Source organism: Neptuniibacter marinus, assembly GCF_965223595.1.
GTDB lineage: Bacteria > Pseudomonadota > Gammaproteobacteria > Pseudomonadales > Balneatricaceae > Neptuniibacter > Neptuniibacter marinus.
In genome coordinates this window covers 1,067,902-1,092,914 of the sequence record NZ_OZ245004.1, presented here as the reverse complement: position 1 = coordinate 1,092,914, position 25,013 = coordinate 1,067,902, and the positions used below count along the sequence as shown (strand labels likewise).

Genomic DNA, 25,013 nt, shown 5'->3' with positions numbered 1-25,013 from the left:
TATCGATGAAAACTCTCATTAAAATTCTCGCAGTTGCAGTTGGCCTATCGGCCTTCTGCAACACAGACTTGCTGGCAAATGAGCCTGTTATCACCGTTAAATCAAAAAGTGAGTATTCAGCGCCAATCATTGTTATTCGGTCAAAATATGATTTTGAGAAATCCATTTCATTGAAGCTGAAAACTGATCCTACGCTTGATGCCTCGGACATTCTCATCAGGACAATATCCAAGTTCGGAATGGTCGATGCCAATGGTATTAAGATACTATCGGGGTTCGATATTGATCAGTCGAACAATATTATTGTCGCTTTTAGCGGTGGAACCTCCGAGATCATTCAAACTTCGGGAAATCCCTCGCAGCTCAATATCGTTGCCAGCTTTCGAGATGCCAGTGGCCAGTTTGTTTCACCGCCACCCGATAGCGTCGCGGTATATTCTATGAGTGGTGAAAAGCTGTGCTTTGACTACAAAACCGTGCAGCAAGCACCGCCTGACATTGGTATTGCATTACTGCTTGATCGTTCTGGTTCTATGGCTGGCAACATTGATGCGGTGAAAAGCACCGCAAACAATTTTCTTAATTCATTGCCGCCGCATGCTCTATGTACCGTTGGTAGCTTTAACTCCGACCTTACTTACGGTCATAAAAACTACCAGCAGTGCAATGGCGGCGGATTTGGCTTTGAAAATATAGAAGCCAGTGGCGGCACAGATATTTTTAAGGCGCTGAACAGCGCCTATTCAGACCTGTCGGGCAGTTTCTTCAATGGGTATCAGAAGGCGGCTATCGTCATCACTGACGGTTACACGGTGAATGATGCAAAAGTAAAAGCTGAATTACTCGCCAATAAAAATGGCATTCTTACTTTCGTGTATTTCATTGGCGGAAACCATAAAGATGACCTTGAAGGCATTACCGATCACTTCATTTCTCAAGGCGGCAATGTAAAGCAGTCGCTATCGCATTACTTTAGTGCCATCGGGCTTGCCTATAAAAGCCAGAAGGTTCTTAGCGTTAAGCCTTGCTCTGGAGGTGCGTATGCAACTCCGTAGCCAAGGGGCTCAGCATCCGTCGCGGATATATAGCCGCGACCCCGATCTGCATGGCTCTAGTAAATGGGCGACGAAAAACCACCTTTACCAAAAAGGTTATGGCGAAGGTGGCCGCATATTCCTTGGCTACGGCATGGCCGAAGCGAATAAAGGCCGCGCTTATTGCATTACCACAAACACCCAAAAGCACCTGCTGACTGTAGCACCTACACGAAGCGGAAAACTTCTAACCGCAAGTATGCCACGATGCTTGGAGCATCGTGGTTCGCTGGTTGCGCTTGATGTGAAAGATGGTGAGCTGTCTTTAATTGCTGCGCGATATCGGCGGGATGTACTTGGCCATAAAGTCATCATTATCGATCCATGGGATTTAGCTTGCTCAAAGCTCGGCATGCCTCAATCAAGGTTTAACATTTTGGATTGGCTTGATCCTGACAATGATGACTTTGTTGAGGATGCCATGACCATAGCCGATAGCCTTGTCACTGACCGAGGCGGAAAAGACCCGTTTTGGACGGATGAAGCTCGCGCGCTCGTTATGGGGCTAATCCTCTATGTTGCGGCCACGCCTCTAGTGCTAATGCCGACCACCAAACGCTCCCGCGACATTCCGCAAGTGAGAAGATTGTTAAGCCTATCTTCCGATGACTTTAAAAAAATCGTGGGCGGAGAGTATGCTGAAGACGAAGGTGGCAATGCCGTCTTAATAAAGCCCGGCATGATGCAAAGCTCCAACGAATATGTTCGCGCTTCAGCCGCGCGTATTCTCAATAAAGCCTCGAAGGAATTTTCCAGCATCTTATCAACAGCGCAACAAAATACGCATTTTTTAGAAAGTCCGAAAATACAGCGCACCTTATCGGAATCAGATTTCACCTTTGAAGAGCTGGAAAATGGCAAAACAGATATTTTTGTCGTTTTGCCTGCGGGGCGATTATTCACTTATAACCGTTTTTTGCGCATGTTGCTGAGTTCTGCCATTACTTCAGTAACCCGCTTTAAGACCAAACCCAACCCGCCCGTCTACTTCCTGATGGAAGAAGCCGCTGCCTTGGGGCGCATGGAGGTCATTGAAACTGCTTTTGGGTTAATGGCCGGATATGGCATGCAGCTTCATATGATCGTGCAGGACTTAAATCAGCTCGTCTCGCTTTATGGCGAGAGGTGGCAAACTTTCATCGCCAATAGCGGCGTTGTTCAGATCTTCGGCACCCGTGATTTGATGACCTCTGAATACACATCAAGGCTGTGCGGCATAACAACGATTGAATCGTTGAGCGAGTACAGCGCTGAGATGCGGGCTCGCCTGTTTAGTGATCCCAGTTTTTTAAGCCGAGATGATGCGCTCACATCTCGCTCGCTTATTACTCCTGACGAAGTCATGACGATGAGCCCTGTTGCTCAGATTCTTATCTTATCTCACGCCAATCCAATCGCCTGCTTCAAGACTGCTTACTTTTTGGATCAGAGATATAGAAATAAAAATGGTTCACCCATTTATGACATTCATCCAAACTTTGCTGATGATCCAATAAGCAGACCTGTTAATTTCACCAAACAGGGGCTCAACATTGCAGCGCCCCTCTCTTCGATATTTGATGGAGGGTGAGCGCATGATATTTAGAGCGTGGATTTCAATGATTGTCATGGGCGTATGTGCATGGAGCGTATGGGTAGGCTTGAACGAAAAAATTCCCCCTTATGATTACGCGCCATTTATGTTTGTTTTTCATTGGGCAACGCCATGGCTGTTATTAATTTTGGCGGCAAAGTCGTGGTATCGCGTTTATATCTGGGGACGCATGCTTCAGGCGAAACAAACACCGCCAATTCTTAGTCGCGGCCTCTCAACACAGGCACATAAGCAAACAAATACGGCTTTATTGAAATTTGCTTCGCAGACGCTATTTCTTTTCGCTTTAGCAGGCATATTAAATCAGTTCTCAATTGATCATATCGAATGGTGGATCGCATCAATCATAGCTTGCTTTTACCTTCTTAAAAAATCATCAAGGGCAGGGTAATGGATATGATTAATTTATTGCCCATAAAAGCAGAAAGTGAAAAAACGGCGGAAACATGCGGTTTACAAGGTGCCTGTTTACGATTTATTAACGATTTCAGGCGTATCATTGTAAGTATGAGAGATTGTCGGGACGCCAGAGCGTTCCATGCAACTCTCTTTTTTTGTGGTCAGGTGGGTGTATGTGCATGTTCCGCACCCAGAACGTGCCATCTCTCAGATATACGCGGCTGGCGCAAAGAATACGGCAGTGAGAGCAGTTATTCGCTTTCACTGCTTTTTTATGGGGGGATATATGGATAACCCCCTCATAAAACAGAATAAAAATGAGTCAAATGAGGCTCGGATTTGTTTGAAGACTCCGCTGAAAGCGAGTCATAATCGGGGTTCTGACGATGAAGCGATAACCGCTCTCGTGAAGTTTCTCGCAAGACGCGCCGCCGAAGAAGATTACGAATTTTACCGTAGCGCGCTTAGCAATCCCGATATAGAAGATGGTGGATAGGAATATGACGCAACGTGCTTGCATATATGCCCGATATAGCTCTGACCTTCAAAGTGACGCATCCATTGAAGATCAAATTCGCCTGTGCAGTGACAAAGCAAGCGCTGAAGGCTGGAAGCTTGGCAATTGTTATACGGATGCAGAAATTTCTGGGGCATCACTCATGCGCCCTGGCATTCAATCTCTACTCAGCGCCGCAATGAATGGCGAATTTGACATACTCATTGCTGAAGCCTTGGATCGCCTCTCTCGTGATCAGGAAGATATCGCAGGCATTTTTAAACGCATGGAGTTTACTGGCGTTAAAATCATCACCCTTTCAGAAGGCGAAATATCCACGCTTCACATAGGCCTGAAAGGCACTATGAACGCGATGTTCCTGAAAGACTTGGCCGACAAGACCCGCCGAGGGCTCCGTGGCCGTGTAGAGAAAGGCAAATCAGGTGGCGGTCTGGCCTATGGCTATCAGGTAGTAAAACAGTTCGACGCCAATGGTGAAGCCATCAAAGGGGATCGTGAGATTGATGAAGCGCAGGCCGATATTATCCGCCGCATCTTCCGAGAATATGGCCTTGAGAACAAATCGCCCAAAGCTATTGCTGCTCAGCTCAACGAGGAAAACATACCATGCCCATCTGGCAAAAGCTGGGGGCAATCCACCATAAATGGCAACCGCAAGCGCGGTACGGGCATTCTGAATAACGAACTGTATATCGGTCGCCTGATCTGGAATAGACAACGCTTTATCAAAGACCCTGTCACAGGAAAGCGTGTAACGCGCCAGAATGATCCGTCTGAATGGATTATTCAGGATGTGCCAGAGCAACGCATCGTTGATTCTGAGCTATGGGAAGCGGTTAAGGCGCGCCAGAAAACACTGGATCGTAAATCTACCGCGCTTTGGCAAACGAATCGCCCCCAATATCTGCTATCAGGACTGACCAAGTGTGGCGTTTGTGGTGGCGGGTATTCCAAAATCAACTCTACCCAGTATGGTTGCTCTGCGGCCAAGAACAAAGGGGATAGCGTTTGTGACAACCGCCGCACCATCAAACGAGAAACGCTTGAGGGATATGTTTTGGATGGGTTGCAAGGCCACCTCATGCGTGAAGAGCTGGTCAATGTGTTCTGTAAGGAATACACCAAGCATTTGAGCACCTTGCATGCGCAGGCCAATGCGCAGCGTAAATCACTTGAATCTCAACGTGACAGCCTTCTTAAAGAGCGTGAGCGCCTGATACAGGCCATCAAAGATGGTATTCCCGCCAGTATGGTCAAGGATGATCTGGAAAGCGTTTCAGAGCGCATTGAGAAAGCGGAACAAGCTCTGACGGTGCAACCTGCACTCAAACCTCTGATTCATCCGGCCATGGCTTCACGTTACCACCAAGCCATTAAAGACTTAAAGGCATCATTGAATGCGGATGGCGCGCGCGCCGAGGCATCACAGCATTTAAGGGGGCTTATCGACAAAGTGGTGCTAACGCCAGAAGAAGGCGAGAAAGGTCTTCGTGTTGATCTGTACGGTGATTTAGCTGGAATCTTGAATATGTCTTTGGAGACGAAAGATATGAAAATCTTGGACAAACTATGCTTGAACGCATCGAATGATAATAAAGCTATCAATGGGGCCGAAGCCCACATAGATAGAATTGGTAGCGGGGACTGGACTTGAACCAACGACCTTCGCCTGGTCTTACATGAGCTGAGCCCGACGAGCTACCAGCTACATCTTTTAAAAATCATAATACCAAAACGAAAAAAAGCCGACTTAGAATTAACTAAATCGGCTTTCTCTAATCTGGTAGCGGGGGCTGGATTTGAACCAACGACCTTCGGGTTATGAGCCCGACGAGCTACCAAGCTGCTCCACCCCGCATCAACGTGGTGCGAATAGTACAGACCCACTCCAAAAACCTCAAGCTTTTTTTAATATTTTCAACGATTAACTAAATTACTCTTTATCAATTACTTGAAATTTATCTTCTGCTGCCTGCCGGATACGTGTTTTTTGAATATCTATTATTAACTCAGATAAAACCAAACGTGCCTTTTCAGAGAGGCCATCAAACTGAGCACCACAGCGCCCCGCGCCACAGAAAGAAACATTTAAAGCTGGTTTAAGGCGATAGCTTTTATCTAAAGTAAATAGAATAACTGCTTTTTCAATCTTCCCTGATAGATGATCAGTTGTTTCAAAGGCCACACCTGTTTCTGAAATATCTAACAGCGTGACAGGCTTGTCATCAATCGTCATTGATACTTTATCATCAACAGGCGCTCTATAGGCATTACGCCTATTTTCATCATCACTTAATTCAAGTTCTATAGGGATCTTCATTCTGCCTGTCTCTCTAATACAAATTCCAAACGTCTATTTTGCGCTCTATTTTCAACACTATCGTTTGGCAAAAGTGGTTTAGAATCGCCATAACCTGTAGCCGAGACACGCTCGACTTCAAGCCCACCCCTAACCAGATACCTCAATACGTTAGTTGCCCTAATGGCTGAAAGATCCCAATTCGAAGGAAACCTAGCAGTCTCTATAGGTACATTGTCTGTATGCCCATGAATACTTAATTTAATCTCTGCATTTTTCTTAAGCGTCAACACTATGGAATCAAGCACGGACATCATTTCTGGATTAAACTCCGCAGAACCTGAGGGAAACAACAGGTCCCCGCTAACCTTAATAATCACCTTGCCATCTTTAGGAGAACCGACTTCAACCGCTTCATTTAAAACATCTATCTTTAACTGCTCGGCGAGATCATCATTTAAACTCTGCAGTGAAGAATTAAGATTTTCTGCTTCATTCTCCATAGGTTTGTCCTCTTCCTCCTCAGACAAACGAGACGTAGGTAAGCGCTCTTCAATCTCATCAGGAATTTCTGGTTTTACTGGAGCTTCATGGGGAAACTCGATAATACTATTTGCACCAGACTCACCCTGAAATGCTTCATTTAATGAACGAGAAGCAATTTGAAAACGCTCAATTTCAATGTTTGAAAGAGAAAAAAGCAGCACAAAGAAAACCAACAGCAAAGTCATTAAATCAGCAAAAGTATAAAGCCAATCAGCTGTTTCATTTTCCTCTATAAGGGTCGTTTTAGAATCCATAATTTATACTCCCTTATTTTTCTGCAGTCTTACTTTTACCTTGCCTTAACTTTTTCCGCTTGGCAGCTGGAATATATGACGACAACTGCTCATACACATGCATATAGTGGTCATTTGTTAAAATGCTGATACACCCCTCACGAATAATTTCAAGGTTTGTCACCTCAAGTAAGGTTCTTGATTTCAACTTACCAGCGATAGGTAAAAAAACCATTGTTGCTAATAACGACCCATAAAAAGTGGTTAACAGCGCAACCGCCATCGCAGGACCAATAGTGTCAGGGTTATCTAACTCACTTAGCATCTGAATAAGCCCAATTAATGTTCCTAACATTCCAAACGCTGGCGCATAAGCCGCCATTTTTCGAAACACATCTTGTGTTGCATAGTGCCGAGCAATAAGAGAATCGATCTCATTTTGAATAGTATTGCGAATGATTTGCTCCGATGCGGCCTCAGCCAAGAGCATACATGCACGTTTTAAAACCGGTGAAGAACTTTCAACATCACCTACTTTCATCAGACCGTGACGATGACTAATTCGACTCAACTCCAACATGGTATCGATCATCTCCTGTTGGTTCGTTTTGTCTTGGGTAAAAACGATAAAAGCCCCCTTAAATGCGTTTGTCACGTCTTTAAACTGTACAGTTAATAATGTGGCAGCGATGGTGCCACCAGCAACAATCATCATTCCTGGTACATTGACAAAAACATCGGCACTGCCACCCATTATGATGGCGGAGACAATCAAAGCTAAGCCGGAAACAATTCCAACAAGTGATGCGAAATCCATTTAATAACTCTCTAAACATCCACTTAAAATTAAATATAATCTGTATGTTAGCATGTTAAAGTACAGTAACTATAAGTACATTTCATTAACTAAACCTGCGTAAAACTGTGTCTCATCAAGTAAGTGAACAACGTTGTTATATCGGTCTCACGCAGTGGCAACATGCGGCTTGGCAGGAGAACATTCTACAACGCAGTCAAAACGAACATATTTTAAAAGCCTACTCTCGCCACTTTAGCAGCGTGGAAGGTAATAGCACATTTTATGGGCTACCTAAGGCTGACACTGTAAAGATATGGACTGAAGAGTCAGACCCGACTTTTCGTTTTTGCTTTAAATTCCCACAACAGGTCACTCACCGAAATCATCTTAGATCAACGACAAAAGAGACCAGCGCCTTTCTGAATCGCCTACAGCCACTGCAAGAGCAGCTCGGACTCTTATGTATACAACTCCCCTCTTCGTTTGATGGCGATCATCTTCCGACTTTATCCGATTTTTTACTTAATCTACCAAAAGGGTTTAATTACGGTGTAGAGGTTCGAAACCTCTGCTTCTTTGATAAACAAGAGACGGAAAGGGAGTTTAATCAACTATTAGCAAAGCATAATGTTAGCCGTATTAGCTTTGACACCCGTGCACTCTTTAATGACCCATCAGACGATCCCATTAGCTTAAAAGCAAAAATGCATAAACCGAAACTCCCCGTTCACGCCATAGCGACTTCAAAACATCCCATGGTTCGCTTTATTACCCCCTTAGACTGGGAGCTAGGTACGGACTATTTAACGCCCTGGGTCAATAAAGCCATACACTGGATGGATGAGGGCAAAACTCCTTTTTTCTTTTTTCACACGCCGGATAATGCTGAGGCCCCTGAGCTCGCAGCATATTTTGTTAATCAATTAGAACAACGACGCCCAGGAAGCTGTCTGTTTAGTCCTTGGCAACCCGTCAAAAAACAAGACAATTTATTCTAAGCATAGTAATCATTGTCCCCAGCGATTCTTAGTCTGTAGTAAAAAGGCCAACTCTTCAGGTGTAGAGCTGCGACCCAGTACTTCATTACGATGGGGAAAACGACCAAAACGATTGATCTGGTCATAATGCTGATGGGCAAAATCCAACCAATTTTCCATATAGATCTTATTGACCCCTGAGACTTCAAATAGCATCTGCTCAAAGCATTCAATACTTAGCTGCTGGAGATCCAACTGCTCGGCATGCTCAAATGGCATATAGAAAAACGCTTTTTCAACAATTTCTAATGCTTGATCATGCCCCAGCTTACGCCCCTCTATACATAGGGCTAATGCCTTAGCATCACCAGAAAAGGCATCTTCAGAACCCCTAAATATAGTACGCGTAAACTGATCCAATAAAATAATTAAGGCAAGTCGACCTCGCGGTGAACTTGCCCATTCATCCAACTCACCACGTAATGCTTGATGAACACGATGACCAAAAAGCTCAGAAACTAAGCGGTCATTTTCTGCATCGCCTGACCACCATAATTTACTGCGATCATTCACTGGAAAACCGTTTTCCACTGTGCCAAACCAGAATCTTAAAATATCTTCAATTTTCTCAATCATATCCATCAACACGCGAGATTATTAAACATTAAAGATAGCGGAGTTTAGGTAGTTTGCGTACTCAGGCGCTCGCCTAAGTCTCACACCTTGCGGGAACTATAACATACCTTTATTTCCACAATGTTCACTTATAAACAGCTCTTTGTAAAAAAATCCTTGCACATAATCAACACCAATTTTAGCCGCGTAGGCTAGATCCTCCGCAGATTCCACACCTTCCAATATAGTTTTTTTACCACTTAACTGGGCGTATCCAATAAGACTTTTAAACAACTGCTTCATACTCTTACTTTGACAACTATCATCACTGATCCAATGTCGGTCAAATTTAATAAAATCCACATTACTCAAAATATTCAAAGAGACCATTGTGCCAGGAGCACCCACATCATCCAGTGCGATAGCAACACCCTTGTGATGCATAAACGTGGCTACTTCATTACTAATATGTGCATCATTCAGATCGGTATTTTCAATTAGCTCTATTACTAAATCTTGATTATCAGTCAACATTTTAGCCATAACATTCTCGCTCTCGGCCGGCCCAAATACAGAAAAAGCATGGGGATCAAGATTAAGAAAAAGTGTGCTATTTTTAGGACGAAATCTAATCTGTAACCGTTTTAACTGTAACTCAACTTGGGCCAGCATCAGCGGGCTGTCATGTAATAACTGAAATATATACAGAGGAGCAACCAAATCTCCCTGATGATTAAAGAAACGTGCTAAAGCCTCATAACCTATAACTGCACCACTACAGGTATCTATAATCGGTTGATACTCAACACCAAATCGCTGTCTATCTACTAACTCAAGTAACTCTAACCTATCGACCGAAGGACTATAATAACTCACAAGAAAAAACCTTAAACAATAATGATAATAATTATCAATTGTATTTAAAAAATAGTATTTTGAGTAGTCTTATAAAGGAAAAAGTATTGAATTTATTACAAAAAATGACTGTAAGGAGAAACAAAACATACCACTAACTATATTTTTAACTATTTTAATATTGCTAACATAGGGCTACATTATGGAACATCGTATTAATAAATTTGTTAGAGGAAGATAGAATGCAACGCTTTTTTATAATCATTGTTATTGCTGCATTGTGCGCGGCGGCTTATCTATTCTTAGAAGAAAAAGAATCAAAGACTTCCTCACCTTTATCTACCGAGCAGCATGAAGACTCCAACCCAAATGCAAAAAAACATATTAATACCTTAACTCAAGGCGCTGAACAGCCCATAGATATTGGTACAGCGGATAACTTTGTTACATCCGACCAGCTCCTTACGCTACCGAAGAAGAAAGTCGAGCGACTCGATACAACGCCAGAAGAAAATGCGCCAGCAAACCCGGATGCCATTACTGAAGGTGGAACTGCAACCTTTGCCGTTTCTAGCCATATAAATATTATTAAAACCGCCGGTTCAACCGCTCAACCCAATAGCAATGATCCAATCGCTGAGCTCTCTTTAGAAAATCAGATAAAATTACAAGAGTTACTCGATAACCCTGACCAAGCAGCTAACAATATTTATTTTATTCATGCGGTAAATGAAGCCGATATCGAAGGGCTATGGGGAATTATTCAACATGGATTGATGAGCACATTTACACGTGGACTTGTGTTGCCTGGCCTCGACAAAACAGTCACCGTTGATATTCCAAAAGACGCCGATGAGAAATTAGACAATAAGCGTAGTTCTTTTTTGGGCCAAATACTTAAAAATAAAGTAGACCAAACTTATATCTATAATTACGAAAAAGGAATTCTAGGGGATAACCCCAACCTCATTACACCAGGACAACAGTTAGTTATAGTGACATTCACAGAAGAAGAACTGATTGCGATCTATAATCATTTTATATCGCTTTAAGGAGTTCGAATGATTGACCTGTATACGTGGGGAACCCCTAACGGCCGCAAAATTTCAATTATGCTTGAAGCATTGCGACTACCTTATAGAGTTCATCCGGTTAATATTTTAGAGAACGACCAGTTTGAAGCCTCTTTTATAAAAATTAGCCCCAACAATAAGATACCCGCCATTGTTGACCTCGAAGGGCCTAATGGGGAAACAGTCGAACTTTTCGAAAGTGGGGCTATACTCATCTACTTAGCAGAAAAAAACGATGAGTTTATCCCTACAGATCCTATAGCTCGGCTGGAATGTCTGCAGTGGTTGATGTGGCAGATGGGCGGCTTTGGTCCATTCCTCGGGCAGGCACACCATTTCAATAAATTTGCTAAAGAAGATGTCCCCTACGCGAAACAGCGCTTCAATGCAGAAGCTCAACGATTATGGCGCGTTTTAAATACGCAGCTCGAAAATAAATCATTCATTATCGGCGATGACTTATCTATAGCCGACTTTGCTATCTACCCTTGGGCTATGCGCTATGAATGGCAAGCTGTCGATCCTGAACAATTCCCCTTTGTTAATGCATGGATGGAACGCATGAACGATATCGAATTTGTGAAACGCGGAATGCAAGTTCCGTGATAGCAGACCGCATTATCGGCCATCGAGGTGCCGCGGCTCTCGCACCAGAAAACACTTTAGCGGGTATTCGAAAAGCCTCAGCTTGTGGTCTTAAATGGGTAGAACTTGATCTATCTCTTCTCGGTGACAGCACCCCCGTACTTTCCCATGACCATGAATTTGATCGCTGTACAAACTACAGCGGTTCATTATCGCGCTCGACGCTCAATGATCTACTTCAAATAGATGCCGGAAGTTGGTTTAGTCAGGAATGGCACAACGAAAAACTACCACTGCTATCCGATGCCCTCTTACTCTGCCAAGCATTAAACTTAGGGCTAAATTTAGAACTAAAACCCCGTGAGGGTGAATCTGAACTAACCGCCGCCGCAGCCTTTCAAATGATATCTGTGTATTGGCACGATCCAGATAAGTTAATTATCAGCAGCTTTGACCATCAAGCACTTAGTGCTTATCGCGCCTTAGACGCTCAGGCGAATATTGGATTACTATACGATTACCTTCCTGAACGATGGCATCTACAAGCAGCTGCAATTCAAGCTTGTAGCATACACTGCGATTGCAACGCTATGACCCAAGCAGACATTCAAGACGTGAAGGCCTCAGGCTATGATTTATACTGCTATACCTGTAATGATCCTGAACAAGCTGATCGACTATTTGCATTAGGAGTTGATGGTATTTTTACCGATAATCCTTTCATTATGACCTCCTTTAATCAACCAAACGATCTGCACGATAATCAGCAATCGCCTGTTCAACCTCTTCCATAGTATTCATTACAAACGGACCATACTGTGCAACGGGCTCACCTATAGGCTTACCCCCCAGTAGCAGCAATCGAGTAATAGCGTTATCAACATCATTCTCAGGTGCAGTAATCGATACCGTTGATCCGCTCGATAGCCGATTCGCGGCATCAATTAACAAAGGTTGCCCTTCCACTGTTGCTTTACCTTCAAACAGATAAATAAACGTATTATGGCTAGGCGGTATGGGCAGCTCAACGGTCGTACCCGGCTGCAATTGCAGATCCACATATAAGGGCTGGGTCTCCTCTACGCAAATGGGGCCTTGATAGGTGATGTCACCCAAGGTCAAACTACCCGCTATTAACTTGAGTACGCCACCTATTAGCTCAATTTGAGGAATATCCTCAGGTTCAATATGTTGGTAGGCAGCCGGTTTCATTTTGTCCTTAGCTGGCAGGTTTATCCATAATTGAAAACCTCGCATTAACCCCTCAATCGCTACAGGGCGCTCCTCATGAATAACCCCTTTGCCTGCCGTCATCCATTGGACACCACCGGATCGAAGCTCCCCTTCATTACCTAAATGATCTTTATGAATCATATGCCCATTGAGCATATAGGTCACTGTTTCAAAACCTCGATGAGGATGGGGAGGAAAACCGGCCATATAGTCATCAGGGTTATCGGTTGAAAACGCATCCAGCATCAAAAACGGATCTAAACGGGCCGACGGATTACGCCCAATACTACGCTTTAACAGGACTCCTGCTCCATCTCGACTATCCACCGCAGGAATAACTCGATTAATTTCTCGCTTAGTGTCACGGCTGATCATAAAGACGCCCTCCCATGGGGTAAATCAAGATTGAACTCTGGTCCTATAGAAATAACCCCAGTCGGATTAATCGTCTTATGACTACGATAGTAGTGATGACGAATATGCTCCAGATCAACTGTCTCTGCGATCCCTTCAAGCTGATAGATATCCCGTAAATAACCTGAAAGCGAGGGATAATCGGCAATCCGTTTTAAATCACACTTAAAATGCGTTACATAAACAGGATCAAATCTAATCAAAGTAGTAAATAACCGTATATCCGCTTCAGTTAATTGGTTACCCACTAAATAACGCCGACTACTCAGCTGCTCTTCGAGCTGATCTAACGCATTAAATAATTGCTTTACCGCACTGTCATAGGCAGATTGTGAAGTTGCAAACCCCGCCCGATAAACACCGTTATTAACGAATTCATAGATAAAATCATTAATAGAATCAATAGGTTCCTGTAGGGTTTCAGGAAAGTAATCACCTGTAACTGCACCTAAATGATCAAAGGCGGAGTTAAAAATACGAATAATATCTGCGGACTCATTGTTAACGATCACCTCCTGCTTTTTATCCCACAAAATGGGTACCGTCACCCTGCCGCTATAATTTGGATCTGTATGGGTATAAAGCTGATAAAGATACTCATAAGCAAACAGGCTATCTCCTGTACTATTAGGAAAACGCTTATCAAAAGTCCAACCACTCTCATGCATAAGGGGATCCACAACATCCACACTAATGAGATGCTGTAACCCTTTCAATTGACGCATAATCAACGTGCGGTGCGCCCAAGGACAAGCCAAAGAAACATAAAGGTGATAGCGACCCGCCTCAGCCTTAAAATTAGCACCCTCATCAGCGGTAATTACGTGCCTGAATTGTGAAGCTGAACGAATGAATTCACCTTTACTACGCGACGTGTCATACCATTGATCACGCCATTGACCTTCAACCAATAATCCCATTAGATCTCCTCCTCACTCAACTTATATTAGACAATCTCTACAATCTGTTTTTCAGCCTGAGCTAAAGACTTACCAGCAACCTCACCCATATTTAGTCCCTCAGCAAAAATAACCTCTACACTCTCTAGGCCGATAAAACCTAAAAACTGCTTAACAAAAGGTATTTGAAAATCAATGCCGTTATCTTTGTAAAGGCCACCACGTGTAGCAAACAGATAAACAGGTTTATCCTCAATCAAACCTACAGGGCCATTCTCCGTATACTTAAAAGTAACGCCTGCTCTAGCTAAAAGGTCAAAATAAGCTTTCATCTGCGTCGGTATAGAAAAGTTATACATAGGTACACCGATAATTATTTTATCTGCCGCTCTAATTTCACGAATAAACTCATCTGAACGATCGACTAAGGCTTGCTGAGCCGCGGAACGCTCTTCTTCTGGCGTCATTAACGCGCCAATAACAAAACTATCTAAATGGGGTAAATCTTCTACGATCAGATCCCTAACAACTACAGCGCCATCCTTATTCGTTTGCTTCCACTGCTCAATAAACTTAGCAGCAAGCTGGCTTGATTTTCCTTCGTCGCCAAAAATACTGGTTTTAATATGAAGTAATGTGGCCATAACAGGCTCCCTCTATTCATCGCATTTAATGCGTAGTTAAGTTGATATGCACATTCTTATATTTATAAAGACGATTATAAATAGCGAAAAATAGCTTAATATGATCTAATTTTTAGATACACTGTAGTTAAATGTAGTTTCATTCGATAAAAGGAGCAACTATGCCAACCGTAACCTTAGAACAATGGCAAACGCTGATCTCGGTTGTAGATAAGGGCGGCTATGCTGCAGCGGCCGAAGCAATGAATAAAAGCCAATCAACGGTAAGCTATGCGATTCAAAAATTAGAAAACAGCCTAAATGTAAGGGCCTTTGCAATAGCGGGCCGTAAAGCGATCCTTACGCCCGCAGGAAAAGCCTTATATCAACGGGCCAAGGGGTTACTAGAAGAAGCCAATCAGATGGAAACTCAAGCCCATCAATTTGCCGAAGGCTGGGAGCCCGAATTACGTATTGCTATGGACGCCCTATTCCCTGAATGGATCATGTTGGACGTTATTGAAGAATTTATCAAAGAACGACCTTTAACTCGTATCAAACTTATGGAGACCGTTCTTAGCGGAACCGACGAAGCGCTTTTAAAAAAACACGCCGATCTTGTTATTGGAAGTCGTATTCCGCCAGGCTTTTTAGGTGACCCTCTTTTACTGGTTAGCTTCCACCTGGTAGCAAGCCCATCTCACCCTTTACATCAACTCAATAGACCTTTGAACTATCAAGATCTCCGTCTATACAGGCAGCTGGTGATAAAAGATTCGGGCAGTAGAGATTTAGATTCAGGATGGTTAGGTGCACAGCACCGATTAACAGTAGGCCATATACGTACATCGATCGATGCCGCCTGCAAAGGCTTAGGCTATGCTTGGTTCCCAACACTAAAAATACAACAAGAAATCAAAGAAGGACAACTCAAGCCGCTAAATTTAGAAATAGGGAATAAAAGAGACGTGCAATTAAACCTAATCTACTCCGCAGGCGATTATGCCGGACCGGCCGCCAAATTATTTGGCAATCTTTTGAGTACACGTATGGCTAAAATAATGGACTCAGATTTTTAACTAAAGACCTTTATCTAGAAAGACTGATAAGAGGCTCTATAGCTAAAAAGCGGTAAAAGCTTAAAGCACATTGACCTAACTTTTACCGCTTTATTCAGGCTTTTTAAAATCATATGGTTAACTATAAAAGTTAGAGCTTATGCTGCCGCTTTCGCCATAAGTAATAAACCGCAGGTAAAAGCACTAAGGTCAGTATCACTGCACTCACCATCCCACCTATCATTGGCGCCGCGATGCGTTGCATAATTTCAGAACCCGCACCTTCCCCATACATAATAGGTAATAGACCTGCGATAACAGCTGCAACAGTCATCATTACAGGACGTACACGCATGCCCGCACCATTTACAACAGCGCTACGAAGCTTTTCCAAGGTAAACCTATCACGACCACTTTTAAGGCTCTCTTCATAGGCTTGGTTTAGATAAACCAACATAATGACACCGATTTCAACCGACACGCCTGCCAATGCAATAAACCCAACTCCCACGGCAACAGAGAAATTAAATTGATTCAGATATAACATCCAAATACCACCAATTAACGCCAATGGCAGCGTACCCATAATCATGACCACTTCAGAAAACCGACGGAAGCTCAGGTAAAGCAGAATGACAATAATTGCTAATGTCAGTGGTACCACATAGCTCAGCCGCTCTTTAGCTCGAATTAAGTACTCGTACTGACCAGACCAATTAATAGCGTACCCCGGAGGAAGCGTTACTTTATCGGCAACCACCCTTTTAGCCTCATCAACATAACTACCTAAGTCTCTGCCCTCTATATCGACATAAGTCCATCCATTGGGACGCGCGTTCTCACTTTTAATCCCAGGCGGCCCATCTTCAATAAAGATATTTGCCACATCAGCTAAAGCAATACGCGCCCCTTTACTGGTAATGAGTGGTAGCAACTTTAGTCCTTCAATTGAGTTACGGTAATCCTGCAAATAACGTACATTAATAGGATATCGCTCTAAACCTTCAACAGATTGGGAGACATTAGTTCCTCCTATAGCACTCGTAATTACAGCTTGTACATCTGCAATATTAAGCCCATAGCGAGCAGCTTTATCTCGTTGAATATCTACTTTTATATAACGACCACCAGCGACTCGTTCAGAATAAACAGATGCTGTACCTTCAAGCTCGACAAGTACCTTTTCTAACTGCACCCCTATCGATTGGATAACTTTCAGATCTGGCCCTGAAACCTTCAAACCCACCGGGGTTTTAATACCTGTGGCTAACATGTCTATACGAGTTTTAATGGGCATGACCCACGCATTAGTCAGGCCCGGTAACTTAACTAAATCATCCAACTCTTTAGTAAGTTTTTTAGTTGTCATTCCCTCTCGCCACTGCTCCTTTGGCTTAAGCGTAATAAAGGTTTCTATCATCGTTAAAGGTGCAGGATCTGTTGCGGTTTCTGCCCTGCCCATTTTCCCAAATACCCTCTCAACTTCTGGCACAGTTGAAATTAATTTATCAGTTTGCTGGAGCAACTCCCGAGCCTTACCAATAGAAATTCCGGGATAGGTTGTTGGCATATACATTAAGTCTCCCTCATCCAAAGGAGGAATAAACTCACTACCAATTTTATCTAACGGCCAAAACCCTAAAGCCGTTACCAATATAGAACAAGCAACGGTCACTTTCGGCCATGTAAGTACAGCGCGAATGACAGGAAGATATATAGCTAACAATAAGCGGTTTATGGGATTCTTATGCTCAGGTAACACATTGCCGCGAATACAGTAGCCCATTAACACAGGTATTAATGTAACAGCTAAACCAGCGGCAGCGGCCATCGCATAAGTTTTAGTGTATGCAAGAGGCGAGAACATACGTCCCTCTTGAGCCTCTAAGGTAAACACGGGTAAAAAGCTCATGGTGATAATTAACAGACTAAAGAAAAGGGCAGGCCCCACTTCTGCTGAGGCATCACCAATCACTCGCCAACGGTTCTCTTTCGTCAAGGGGGTGCGTTCGATATGTTTATGGACATTTTCTATCATCACAATCGCACCATCAACCATGGCTCCAATCGCTATAGCTATCCCACCCAACGACATAATATTGGCGTTGATTCCTTGGTAAAACATCACAATAAACGCTACTAAAATGCCTACAGGTAGACTAATAATCACTACTAAAGAGGAACGAAAATGGAAAAGGAAGATTGCACAAACCACAATCACAACAATAAACTCTTCAATTAGCTTCTCGAAAAGGTTGTCTACAGCTCTCTCGATCAAACCCGATCGGTCATAAACTGTCACAACCTCTACGCCTGCAGGGAGACTACGTTTAAGTTCTTCAAGTTTCTCTTTTACGCTTGTTATGGTTGTTTGTGCATTTTCGCCAAAACGCATAACAACCACACCGCCAACAGCTTCACCCTCACCATCTAACTCAGCTATGCCTCGCCTCATCTGCGGACCTATCTCTACATCAGCTAAATCTTTAAGCAAGATTGGTGTGCCATTAACGGTTGCTCCCAGTGGTATAGTTTTAATCGCATCTATACCATCTAAGTAACCAGTTGCACGTACCATATATTCAGCTTCAGCCATTTCGATAACTGATGCGCCAGTTTCTTGGTTCGCACGCTTAATGGCTTGATTAATATGAGAGAGAGGAATATCAAAAGCGCGTAGTTTATTGGGGTCTACTTTAACTTGATATTGTTTAACCATTCCTCCAATTGGTGCGACTTCAGACACTCCTGGGACTGTTTGCAATTCATATTTCAAAAACCAGTCTTGGAGACTTCTTAGCTCCGCTAAATCATGTTGGCCTGTACGGTCTACCAACGCATACAGATATACCCAGCCGACACCGGTCGCATCAGGCCCCAATTGGGGTTTAGCACTATCAGGCAGTTTAGAGGCAACTTGGCTTAGATATTCCAAAACTCGACTACGAGCCCAATAAAGATCAGTATCTTCATCAAAAATCACATACACATAGGAATCACCAAAAAATGAGAAACCCCGTACAGTTTTAGCACCAGGAACCGACAACATGGCCGTTGTCAGAGGGTAGGTGACTTGATCCTCAACAACTTGAGGTGCCTGTCCTGGATAATTGGTTTTAATAATGACTTGCACATCAGATAGATCCGGAATTGCATCTATAGGGGTATTTTTAACCGCAAAGGCTCCCCAACCAATTAAAATAAATGTTGCCAATAAAACAAAAAACCTATTTTTAATCGACCAATAGATCAACGTCTTAATCATAAAGCACCCCCAACAGGGCTATTAGGTGCTTTCGGACGAGGCACAACAAAATCAATGAGCTTAAGGTTGCCCATATTGCCCCCTTTAAGAAGTACCTGAATAGAATCTCCTTCCCTAAAAGGGCTCATATCAAGCTCTTCTGCTAAAGGGACTTCCATAGTCATAGCCGGCTGTTCCCATTCACGTATCGCCTTATGTGCAAGTGTAAGCGTACGCTTCTGTGGGTCTATATTTTGAATCTCTGCCATCACCCATACAGATTCAATCGGCTCCATAGATGACGGAGTCATACGTGAAAAATCTGAACTAAGACTAGATTCAGAATCCAAAAGGAACTGCGCTGAAGTCACAACTCGATCATCAGGGTAAAGCCCTTCAAAAATAACCGTTCGATCAACAAATCGCCCTCCCGCCTTAACTTCCACTGATTTATAGCGCCCTTCACCTAAAGAAACGACGACTCGCTCTTGCGTGCCCGTTACAATCACCGATGAAGATGGAACGCTTAATACCGGCTCGGTAGGACGAGATAGAATCGTCACACTCGCAAACATATCGGGTTTTAAAAGCAAGTCAGGGTTATCAAACCGTATACGCACCTGGAGCGTACGCGTATTTTTATCGAGCACTGGGTAAATATAATCAACCTGCCCTGACCATGCTTTAGCAGGAAGGTAGTCTAAACTCATCTCAACCAAGTCACCTTGATTTATCAAATGAGCCTGCCTCTCAAATACTTCGGCTATCACCCAAACCTGATCTAAAGAGCCAATATTCATCAGCTTAATAGAGGGATTAATAAACATCCCTTTACGCAAATTTAACTCGCCAACATACCCTGACTGCGGCGTATACACAGGCACATCTTGATAGATTTTTTTTGCCTGTTTTAACTCATTAATAAAGCGTTGCGCTACACCAAGTGACTGAAGCTTACTTTGACTCGCCTGTAGTAAAAAACGATTATTACTTTTAAGGGCCGCTATAAATTCCTCTTGGGCATTCACTAACTCTGGAGAATACACTCTATATAACAGAGTTCCCTCTTCTACGTACTCACCCGGAGAGCCTACAGCTACAAACTTAACCCAACCGGATATACGTGAATGAACATCCATCATTTTATCTTGATTGAACCCTATATAACCCACCGCTTTAATCTGTTCTTGTAACGGGCTAAATAAAACGGCTTGCGTTTTAACGCCTAAATTATGAACCACCTCCGACCGAATTCTCACGGTTCCAGGCATCTCTTTTTCCGCAAGGTTATCCGCATAAACGGGCACTAGCTCCATACCCATAGGAGATAAGCCGGGCTTATCTCGTTTAAAATTCGCATCCATTGGAGCAACCCAATACAGCGGTTCATCCTCTTTACTTTCAGTAAGCGAGGCCGTCCCCTGATCAGATGCAGCACCCGCTACTAAATAACCGATCACTAATCCCACACATAAAGAAGCTAGAATAAAAATAAGTTTTTTCATTACTTTGACTCCAAGTAACGTGGCGACAATAATCGCAATTCAGGATCGACCCCCGCCAATAAGTAATTGAGGCGAAATAGGGTTGATGCTCGCTCATGAAGTAAGGCGACTTTCTGAAGTTTAACTTCCAGTTCGCTGATCGCGGCGGCAGAAATATCAGCAAACCGAGCAGTCGAAGCCCCATAGGCCTTTAATGCAGCTATGCGCTTTTCTTTTAATTGACGTAAAAAACCACGGTTATAAATTATGATACGTTGCTCTAACCCAGCTAAATTAGCCCGCTCAAAATCAAATGTAGACTTCATTTGACGCGCATTAAGTAAACGTTGCTCTTTTGCTGCTTCACGCAGGTTAATAGCTGCATTTCTATGTGCGTCTTGCCGTTTTTCAGGAAAGATAGGTAGATCAAACGTAACCGCCATACTAAAAAAGTCAGATCTCTCTATGCCCATCGACATATCATCTCTATACCCATAATTAGCATCGATTTTAAAACTTGGTTCATAAGCTTCATCCGCTAAATCAACCGCTTTCTGCTGTATATCTACACCTTGCTCAAGGCGTTGTAATACAGGATGTCGCAATAATGCCTGATAGACTTTATCTTCACTGTTTAACTGTTCGTCAGTCAGTATCATTTTTATTTCAGGTAACTCAGAAGAAAGCGACCCCACCCTTCCGTGAATCGTTAGCCATTCAGATAAGCGACCGTGCGTTTGGTTTTTAAGTTGCTCTAATTTAGCAATACGATCCTGCAACTGAGTAAGTTTCAATTCAGCATCTAGCAACTCGTAACCTTGTATTTTTCCGCTACGATAATTAGCTTGGCTAATAGTCAACAACTCATTGAATATATGTTGGTTATCCACCAACAACTTTATCTGTTCTTGATACTGATGAAGTTGTACCCATAACTGGCCGACCTTTTTCTTGATCAGAGCCCTTCGTTCATAACGCTCCAACTGCTTTTGATCTGCCATTAAATTTAACTGACGCTGCTTAATCTCTAAGCTATCTCCTCGCGGAAATTGCTGAGAAACACCAAATTGTAATTGAGTCATATTTTCTTGATTAAAATCAAAGCTATCTGTCGGTAAGTTAGCCAGTGCTATACGAAGCTTAGGATCAGGTAATTGTCCACTAGCAATAGCACCAGAACGAATTGCTTGCTCCTGATACTGGTTACTCACAAGCCAATGATCATGGGCTAAAGCTTCAGTGAGCGCCTTTTCTAGGCTTAAATCAGCATGAGCGGAGATCGAAAAAACGGCTAAAAACGCCATTAATAAAAAAGGAGATATATACATAAACCGGTCTCAAACGATATGAAAATAACGCTCTAAATAAAGAGCACTGTTTATCAAAACGAGACGCGATTTAATTAAGGAAAACAGCCTGTTGTATATGTAGACGTGGGAAACTTCGTTGAAAGAATTGCTGTCGAGCAAACGCAAACAGGAAGACAATTCGCTGCCTAAAATCCGACCGCAAATTAAATAGAAGGGCCGTTACCCCTAAAGCGAAAAGAAAGAAAAAACTAGATAAAGGTGTAGCATCATCTATAGGATCAGCAACAGGATTAACACTCCATTCGCAGCTAATACCACTATTGCCACAATGCTCATTAAACTTACTGTCTATGGACATATGCTGACTGTGATCAACACCGTTTGATACAACAACGCCATCTGAAACAGGAACACTTAGTAGATTGGTACATACACCCGCCGAACAATAGACGATAAAAAATAGCAGGCTAAAAGCTGCTATAACACGTCCACGCTTTGTCAGTATGTTTGAATAACCCATTAAGCTATATCCTAGGAAGGTGTATAAACTTTACCTGAATAAAGATGTTCAATCTATAGATAAAGCGAACAAGACAAAAGCTCCCTACACCCCTTTAGAGAGATATTCATTCTGCAGTCGCTCCGCTGCCTGTGGACGTTCAATATAGAACCCCTGAAATACATGACATCCAATATCATGTGCTATCTCTAATTGCTCTTTAGTTTCTATACCCTCAGCAAGTACCACCAAATTATAGGCTTTAGCGATTGAGGCAACAGCTTCGACTATGGATCGGCTATTATTATGAGCATCTAGCTCCTGAATAAAAGAGCGATCTATCTTCACTATATCGATGGGTAGATTTTTAAGGTAACTTAATGAGGAATAGCCTGTCCCAAAATCATCTAGCGCGATAGTGATACCAAGTTTCCTAATTTTCTGTAAGCGCGACTTTGCAAATTCAATATTTTCGACTGCAACCGTTTCGGTAATTTCTAAACAGATGTCAGAGAGGTTAGCCCCACCACCTACAATGAGTTGCTGTAAGGTAATCACCATATCCGCTTGGTAAAACTGTAAAGGGCTAATATTAATTGAGGTGTACCAGCCATCCTGCCAAAAACCCTCAGCTTTCCACGTTTCTATCTGACGACTGCATTTTGCTAATAACCAATTACTAACCGGAACAATCATGCCGCTTGTTTCAAGACTAGGAATAAACTCGATTGGAGGCATTAAGCCTTTTTCTGGATGCTGCCAACGAATTAAAGCCTCAAACCCTACAATGGCCCCTGTAACATTAACTAGAGGCTGGTAATGAATACGAAACTCCTCTTGCTCCAATGCTCGATGAAGCTCATTTTCCATATGCTGTTGTTTTTCAACAGCTAACGACATGGAACGATGATAAAAGGCATAACCGTTGCGACCGTTCTCTTTCGCATGATACATAGCGGTATCAGCAAACCTCATTAAGTCATCAATATCTTTCCCTTCGATTGGAAAGATAACTACACCTATACTCGCCCCTATTCTTAATTTATGCTGTTTAATATCTATAGGCTGAGAGAGTATTTCTAATAATTTATCGCAGATTATCTGAACATCAGTCTTGATTCGTTCTTGGTTGTCATGAAGAAACTCCAACAAAATAACGAACTCATCCCCCCCCAAACGAGCGACTGTATCATTTGCACGCACTTGTCCTTTGAGTATCTCCGCTACCTCTTTGAGTAACAAATCACCAATACCATGTCCAAGTGAATCGTTAATCGTTTTAAAATGATCCAAATCAATAAACAACAGTGCGTTATAAACGCCATTTCGCTCACAACTTAAAATTGATCTAGATAGTCGGTCGTTTAGTAATACCCGATTGGGTAATCCGGTTAAATTATCGTGGTTAGCTATATGGCTAATATGATCTTGGACTACTTTCTGACTCGTTATATCAGTCGCCACAACCAGCGTTGCAGGCTCAGAAAAATACTCGAATGGAGAGGCCTGAATTGAGAAGTGTAATTGTTCGCTATTTTCGCGAGACCAAGAAAACTCAGTTATATCAACCGGCGCATTATTGGCTTCAACACTACGGCGGATAGCATGCATCCGCTCTACTTCATCTTGAAACGGGTGGAAATCCGATATAGCGACACCCACTAAAGACTCTACCGATACGTTATAAAACTCAGCAACCTGTTGATTACAAAATAACACTTGGCCTTTACTATTCAGCGCCACAATCAACTGGGGAGCTTGATTGATAACTTGCTTCAACAGGCTTTCACTTTGCCTAAGCGCTAAGTTACTACTCTTTTTATCATTTAGAAGTTTTTGCGCTGTATGAATAAACTCATTGCCGACATCACTAAGTTGGCCTAACTCAGTACCTTTATGCTGCTCGGGTACTTCAAGATATTTACCCTCACTTTCCTCTAACCTAAACTCAGCAAATTGTTTAGCTAACAAGGCTAAGGGCTTAGTTAAAAATACGTGGAAAAGCGCTATTAAAAATACCGCTAGGAGAATGTTACGAATGATACCCGAGACTAACACAGTTGAAGCACGTTCAAAAAAGGGCTGTAACGCGAGATCTTGATCCACAACAATTTTAAGACTACCAGGCTCAAGGCTAGCAAATCCAGGGGCCCTAAGTGCTAAAGTATAATCTTTATATTTAGCTGAAATAACTTCCGTCAACCATTGCGTTTTAGTCTTTTGCTGCGTGGCTTCTTGCTCTGCTAAAACCTCACCTAACTCATCTTTAATTTGCACTTTGGAGATGAAGGGGTATTTCATGAGCCCATTAACAACTTCTTGGGCAAGCGCCTGATCTAAAGTATGGACCGCGCGCGCAGCCGGAGGCTTACTCGCATCCAGTATATCAATGACGGTTTGATCTAACCGGCTACCTTGCGTGCTATAGTCTTCTAGTACATGTAACGCACTCAAGAAGAAGCCAATAATAAACGCCATCAACACTGTATATTGGGCAAGCTTTATCGCCAACCTATTTCTTACTCTAGGGCTCTGGTTCTTCAAGTAGATAACACTTCCTATTATGTTAGGCGCTTGCCTAAATCAGATATTAACAGTGGTAATCTCATAAATCATTTAGCGCTTTAAGTAATAAAAGTAAGTTTCTATTGGCTACTGACCTA

Annotated in this window: 23 protein-coding genes and 1 tRNA gene; 10 read left to right on the top strand and 14 right to left on the bottom strand. The window is 42.8% G+C overall.

What is annotated here, in order from left to right:
• Positions 1-5 precede the first annotated feature (5 nt).
• From ACOQOE_RS05035 to ACOQOE_RS05015, 5 genes are all read left to right on the top strand, one after another.
• Entirely contained in the window at positions 6-1,055 is a 1,050-nt protein-coding gene (locus ACOQOE_RS05035; protein ID WP_420555056.1) for a VWA domain-containing protein, read from the top strand.
• A complete protein-coding gene (locus ACOQOE_RS05030; protein WP_420555055.1) occupies positions 1,042-2,664 on the top strand; it encodes a type IV secretory system conjugative DNA transfer family protein in 1,623 nt (540 codons plus the stop codon). The genes ACOQOE_RS05035 and ACOQOE_RS05030 overlap by 14 nt, the downstream gene beginning before the upstream one ends.
• 4 nt (positions 2,665-2,668) lie before the next feature.
• A complete protein-coding gene (locus ACOQOE_RS05025; RefSeq protein WP_420555054.1) occupies positions 2,669-3,079 on the top strand; it encodes a hypothetical protein in 411 nt (136 codons plus the stop codon).
• 294 nt (positions 3,080-3,373) lie between these two features.
• Complete coding sequence (locus tag ACOQOE_RS05020) at positions 3,374-3,583, top strand: hypothetical protein (protein WP_420555053.1); 210 nt, start codon at positions 3,374-3,376, stop codon at positions 3,581-3,583.
• A gap of 4 nt (positions 3,584-3,587) precedes the next feature.
• A complete protein-coding gene (locus tag ACOQOE_RS05015; protein ID WP_420555052.1) occupies positions 3,588-5,258 on the top strand; it encodes a recombinase family protein in 1,671 nt (556 codons plus the stop codon).
• A 127-nt stretch (positions 5,259-5,385) separates the two neighbouring features.
• Here ACOQOE_RS05015 and ACOQOE_RS05010 read toward each other — a convergent pair.
• From ACOQOE_RS05010 to ACOQOE_RS04995, 4 genes are all read right to left on the bottom strand, one after another.
• Positions 5,386-5,462: transfer RNA gene (locus ACOQOE_RS05010), tRNA-Met, on the bottom strand.
• Between the two features lie 75 nt (positions 5,463-5,537).
• Entirely contained in the window at positions 5,538-5,924 is a 387-nt protein-coding gene (locus ACOQOE_RS05005) for a PilZ domain-containing protein (RefSeq protein WP_067862193.1), read from the bottom strand.
• Positions 5,921-6,703: an OmpA/MotB family protein gene (locus tag ACOQOE_RS05000; protein ID WP_067862195.1), complete on the bottom strand. Its 783-nt coding sequence runs from the start codon at positions 6,701-6,703 to the stop codon at positions 5,921-5,923. Before ACOQOE_RS05000 ends, ACOQOE_RS05005 begins: the two co-directional genes overlap by 4 nt.
• A gap of 13 nt (positions 6,704-6,716) precedes the next feature.
• Positions 6,717-7,499 carry a motility protein A gene (locus ACOQOE_RS04995; protein WP_067862197.1) on the bottom strand — a complete coding sequence of 261 codons (783 nt, stop codon included), beginning with the start codon at positions 7,497-7,499 and terminating at the stop codon, positions 6,717-6,719.
• A gap of 107 nt (positions 7,500-7,606) precedes the next feature.
• Here ACOQOE_RS04995 and ACOQOE_RS04990 point away from each other — a divergent pair, with 107 nt between their 5' ends.
• A complete protein-coding gene (locus ACOQOE_RS04990; protein ID WP_420555051.1) occupies positions 7,607-8,479 on the top strand; it encodes a DUF72 domain-containing protein in 873 nt (290 codons plus the stop codon).
• A gap of 9 nt (positions 8,480-8,488) precedes the next feature.
• On the opposite strand, the gene ACOQOE_RS04985 is transcribed toward ACOQOE_RS04990, so the two are convergent.
• Together ACOQOE_RS04985 and ACOQOE_RS04980 are read right to left on the bottom strand one after the other, a co-directional pair.
• Positions 8,489-9,094, bottom strand: coding sequence for a DUF924 family protein (locus tag ACOQOE_RS04985; protein WP_420555050.1), 606 nt, complete (start codon positions 9,092-9,094; stop codon positions 8,489-8,491).
• Between the two features lie 96 nt (positions 9,095-9,190).
• Complete coding sequence (locus ACOQOE_RS04980) at positions 9,191-9,949, bottom strand: EAL domain-containing protein (RefSeq protein WP_420555049.1); 759 nt, start codon at positions 9,947-9,949, stop codon at positions 9,191-9,193.
• A 221-nt stretch (positions 9,950-10,170) separates the two neighbouring features.
• Here ACOQOE_RS04980 and ACOQOE_RS04975 point away from each other — a divergent pair, with 221 nt between their 5' ends.
• The 3 genes from ACOQOE_RS04975 to ACOQOE_RS04965 are packed head-to-tail and all read left to right on the top strand — an operon-like array spanning position 10,171 to position 12,380.
• Positions 10,171-10,980, top strand: coding sequence for a hypothetical protein (locus ACOQOE_RS04975; RefSeq protein WP_420555048.1), 810 nt, complete (start codon positions 10,171-10,173; stop codon positions 10,978-10,980).
• Positions 10,981-10,989: 9 nt separating this feature from the next.
• Positions 10,990-11,607 carry a glutathione binding-like protein gene (locus ACOQOE_RS04970; RefSeq protein WP_420555047.1) on the top strand — a complete coding sequence of 206 codons (618 nt, stop codon included), beginning with the start codon at positions 10,990-10,992 and terminating at the stop codon, positions 11,605-11,607.
• On the top strand, positions 11,604-12,380 hold the full coding sequence (locus ACOQOE_RS04965; RefSeq protein WP_420555046.1) for a glycerophosphoryl diester phosphodiesterase: 777 nt from the start codon (positions 11,604-11,606) through the stop codon (positions 12,378-12,380). Before ACOQOE_RS04970 ends, ACOQOE_RS04965 begins: the two co-directional genes overlap by 4 nt.
• On the opposite strand, the gene ACOQOE_RS04960 is transcribed toward ACOQOE_RS04965, so the two are convergent.
• The 3 genes from ACOQOE_RS04960 to ACOQOE_RS04950 are packed head-to-tail and all read right to left on the bottom strand — an operon-like array spanning position 12,322 to position 14,776.
• A complete protein-coding gene (locus ACOQOE_RS04960) occupies positions 12,322-13,194 on the bottom strand; it encodes a pirin family protein (protein ID WP_420555045.1) in 873 nt (290 codons plus the stop codon). The genes ACOQOE_RS04965 and ACOQOE_RS04960 overlap by 59 nt on opposite strands.
• Positions 13,191-14,153, bottom strand: coding sequence for a glutathione S-transferase family protein (locus ACOQOE_RS04955; protein ID WP_420555044.1), 963 nt, complete (start codon positions 14,151-14,153; stop codon positions 13,191-13,193). The genes ACOQOE_RS04960 and ACOQOE_RS04955 overlap by 4 nt, the downstream gene beginning before the upstream one ends.
• 26 nt (positions 14,154-14,179) lie before the next feature.
• Complete coding sequence (locus ACOQOE_RS04950; protein ID WP_420555043.1) at positions 14,180-14,776, bottom strand: FMN-dependent NADH-azoreductase; 597 nt, start codon at positions 14,774-14,776, stop codon at positions 14,180-14,182.
• 161 nt (positions 14,777-14,937) lie between these two features.
• On the opposite strand from ACOQOE_RS04950, the gene ACOQOE_RS04945 reads away from it, so the two are divergent.
• A complete protein-coding gene (locus ACOQOE_RS04945; RefSeq protein WP_420555042.1) occupies positions 14,938-15,834 on the top strand; it encodes a LysR family transcriptional regulator in 897 nt (298 codons plus the stop codon).
• Positions 15,835-15,964: 130 nt separating this feature from the next.
• On the opposite strand, the gene ACOQOE_RS04940 is transcribed toward ACOQOE_RS04945, so the two are convergent.
• The 5 genes from ACOQOE_RS04940 to ACOQOE_RS04920 form a co-directional block, all read right to left on the bottom strand.
• A complete protein-coding gene (locus ACOQOE_RS04940; protein ID WP_420555041.1) occupies positions 15,965-19,078 on the bottom strand; it encodes an efflux RND transporter permease subunit in 3,114 nt (1,037 codons plus the stop codon).
• Positions 19,075-20,562: an efflux RND transporter periplasmic adaptor subunit gene (locus ACOQOE_RS04935; protein ID WP_420555040.1), complete on the bottom strand. Its 1,488-nt coding sequence runs from the start codon at positions 20,560-20,562 to the stop codon at positions 19,075-19,077. The genes ACOQOE_RS04940 and ACOQOE_RS04935 overlap by 4 nt, the downstream gene beginning before the upstream one ends.
• A complete protein-coding gene (locus tag ACOQOE_RS04930; RefSeq protein ID WP_420555039.1) occupies positions 20,562-21,869 on the bottom strand; it encodes a TolC family protein in 1,308 nt (435 codons plus the stop codon). The genes ACOQOE_RS04935 and ACOQOE_RS04930 overlap by 1 nt, the downstream gene beginning before the upstream one ends.
• 70 nt (positions 21,870-21,939) lie before the next feature.
• Positions 21,940-22,371 carry a hypothetical protein gene (locus ACOQOE_RS04925; protein WP_067862220.1) on the bottom strand — a complete coding sequence of 144 codons (432 nt, stop codon included), beginning with the start codon at positions 22,369-22,371 and terminating at the stop codon, positions 21,940-21,942.
• Between the two features lie 84 nt (positions 22,372-22,455).
• Positions 22,456-24,894, bottom strand: coding sequence for a putative bifunctional diguanylate cyclase/phosphodiesterase (locus tag ACOQOE_RS04920; protein WP_420555038.1), 2,439 nt, complete (start codon positions 24,892-24,894; stop codon positions 22,456-22,458).
• Between the last annotated feature and the right edge of the window lie 119 nt (positions 24,895-25,013).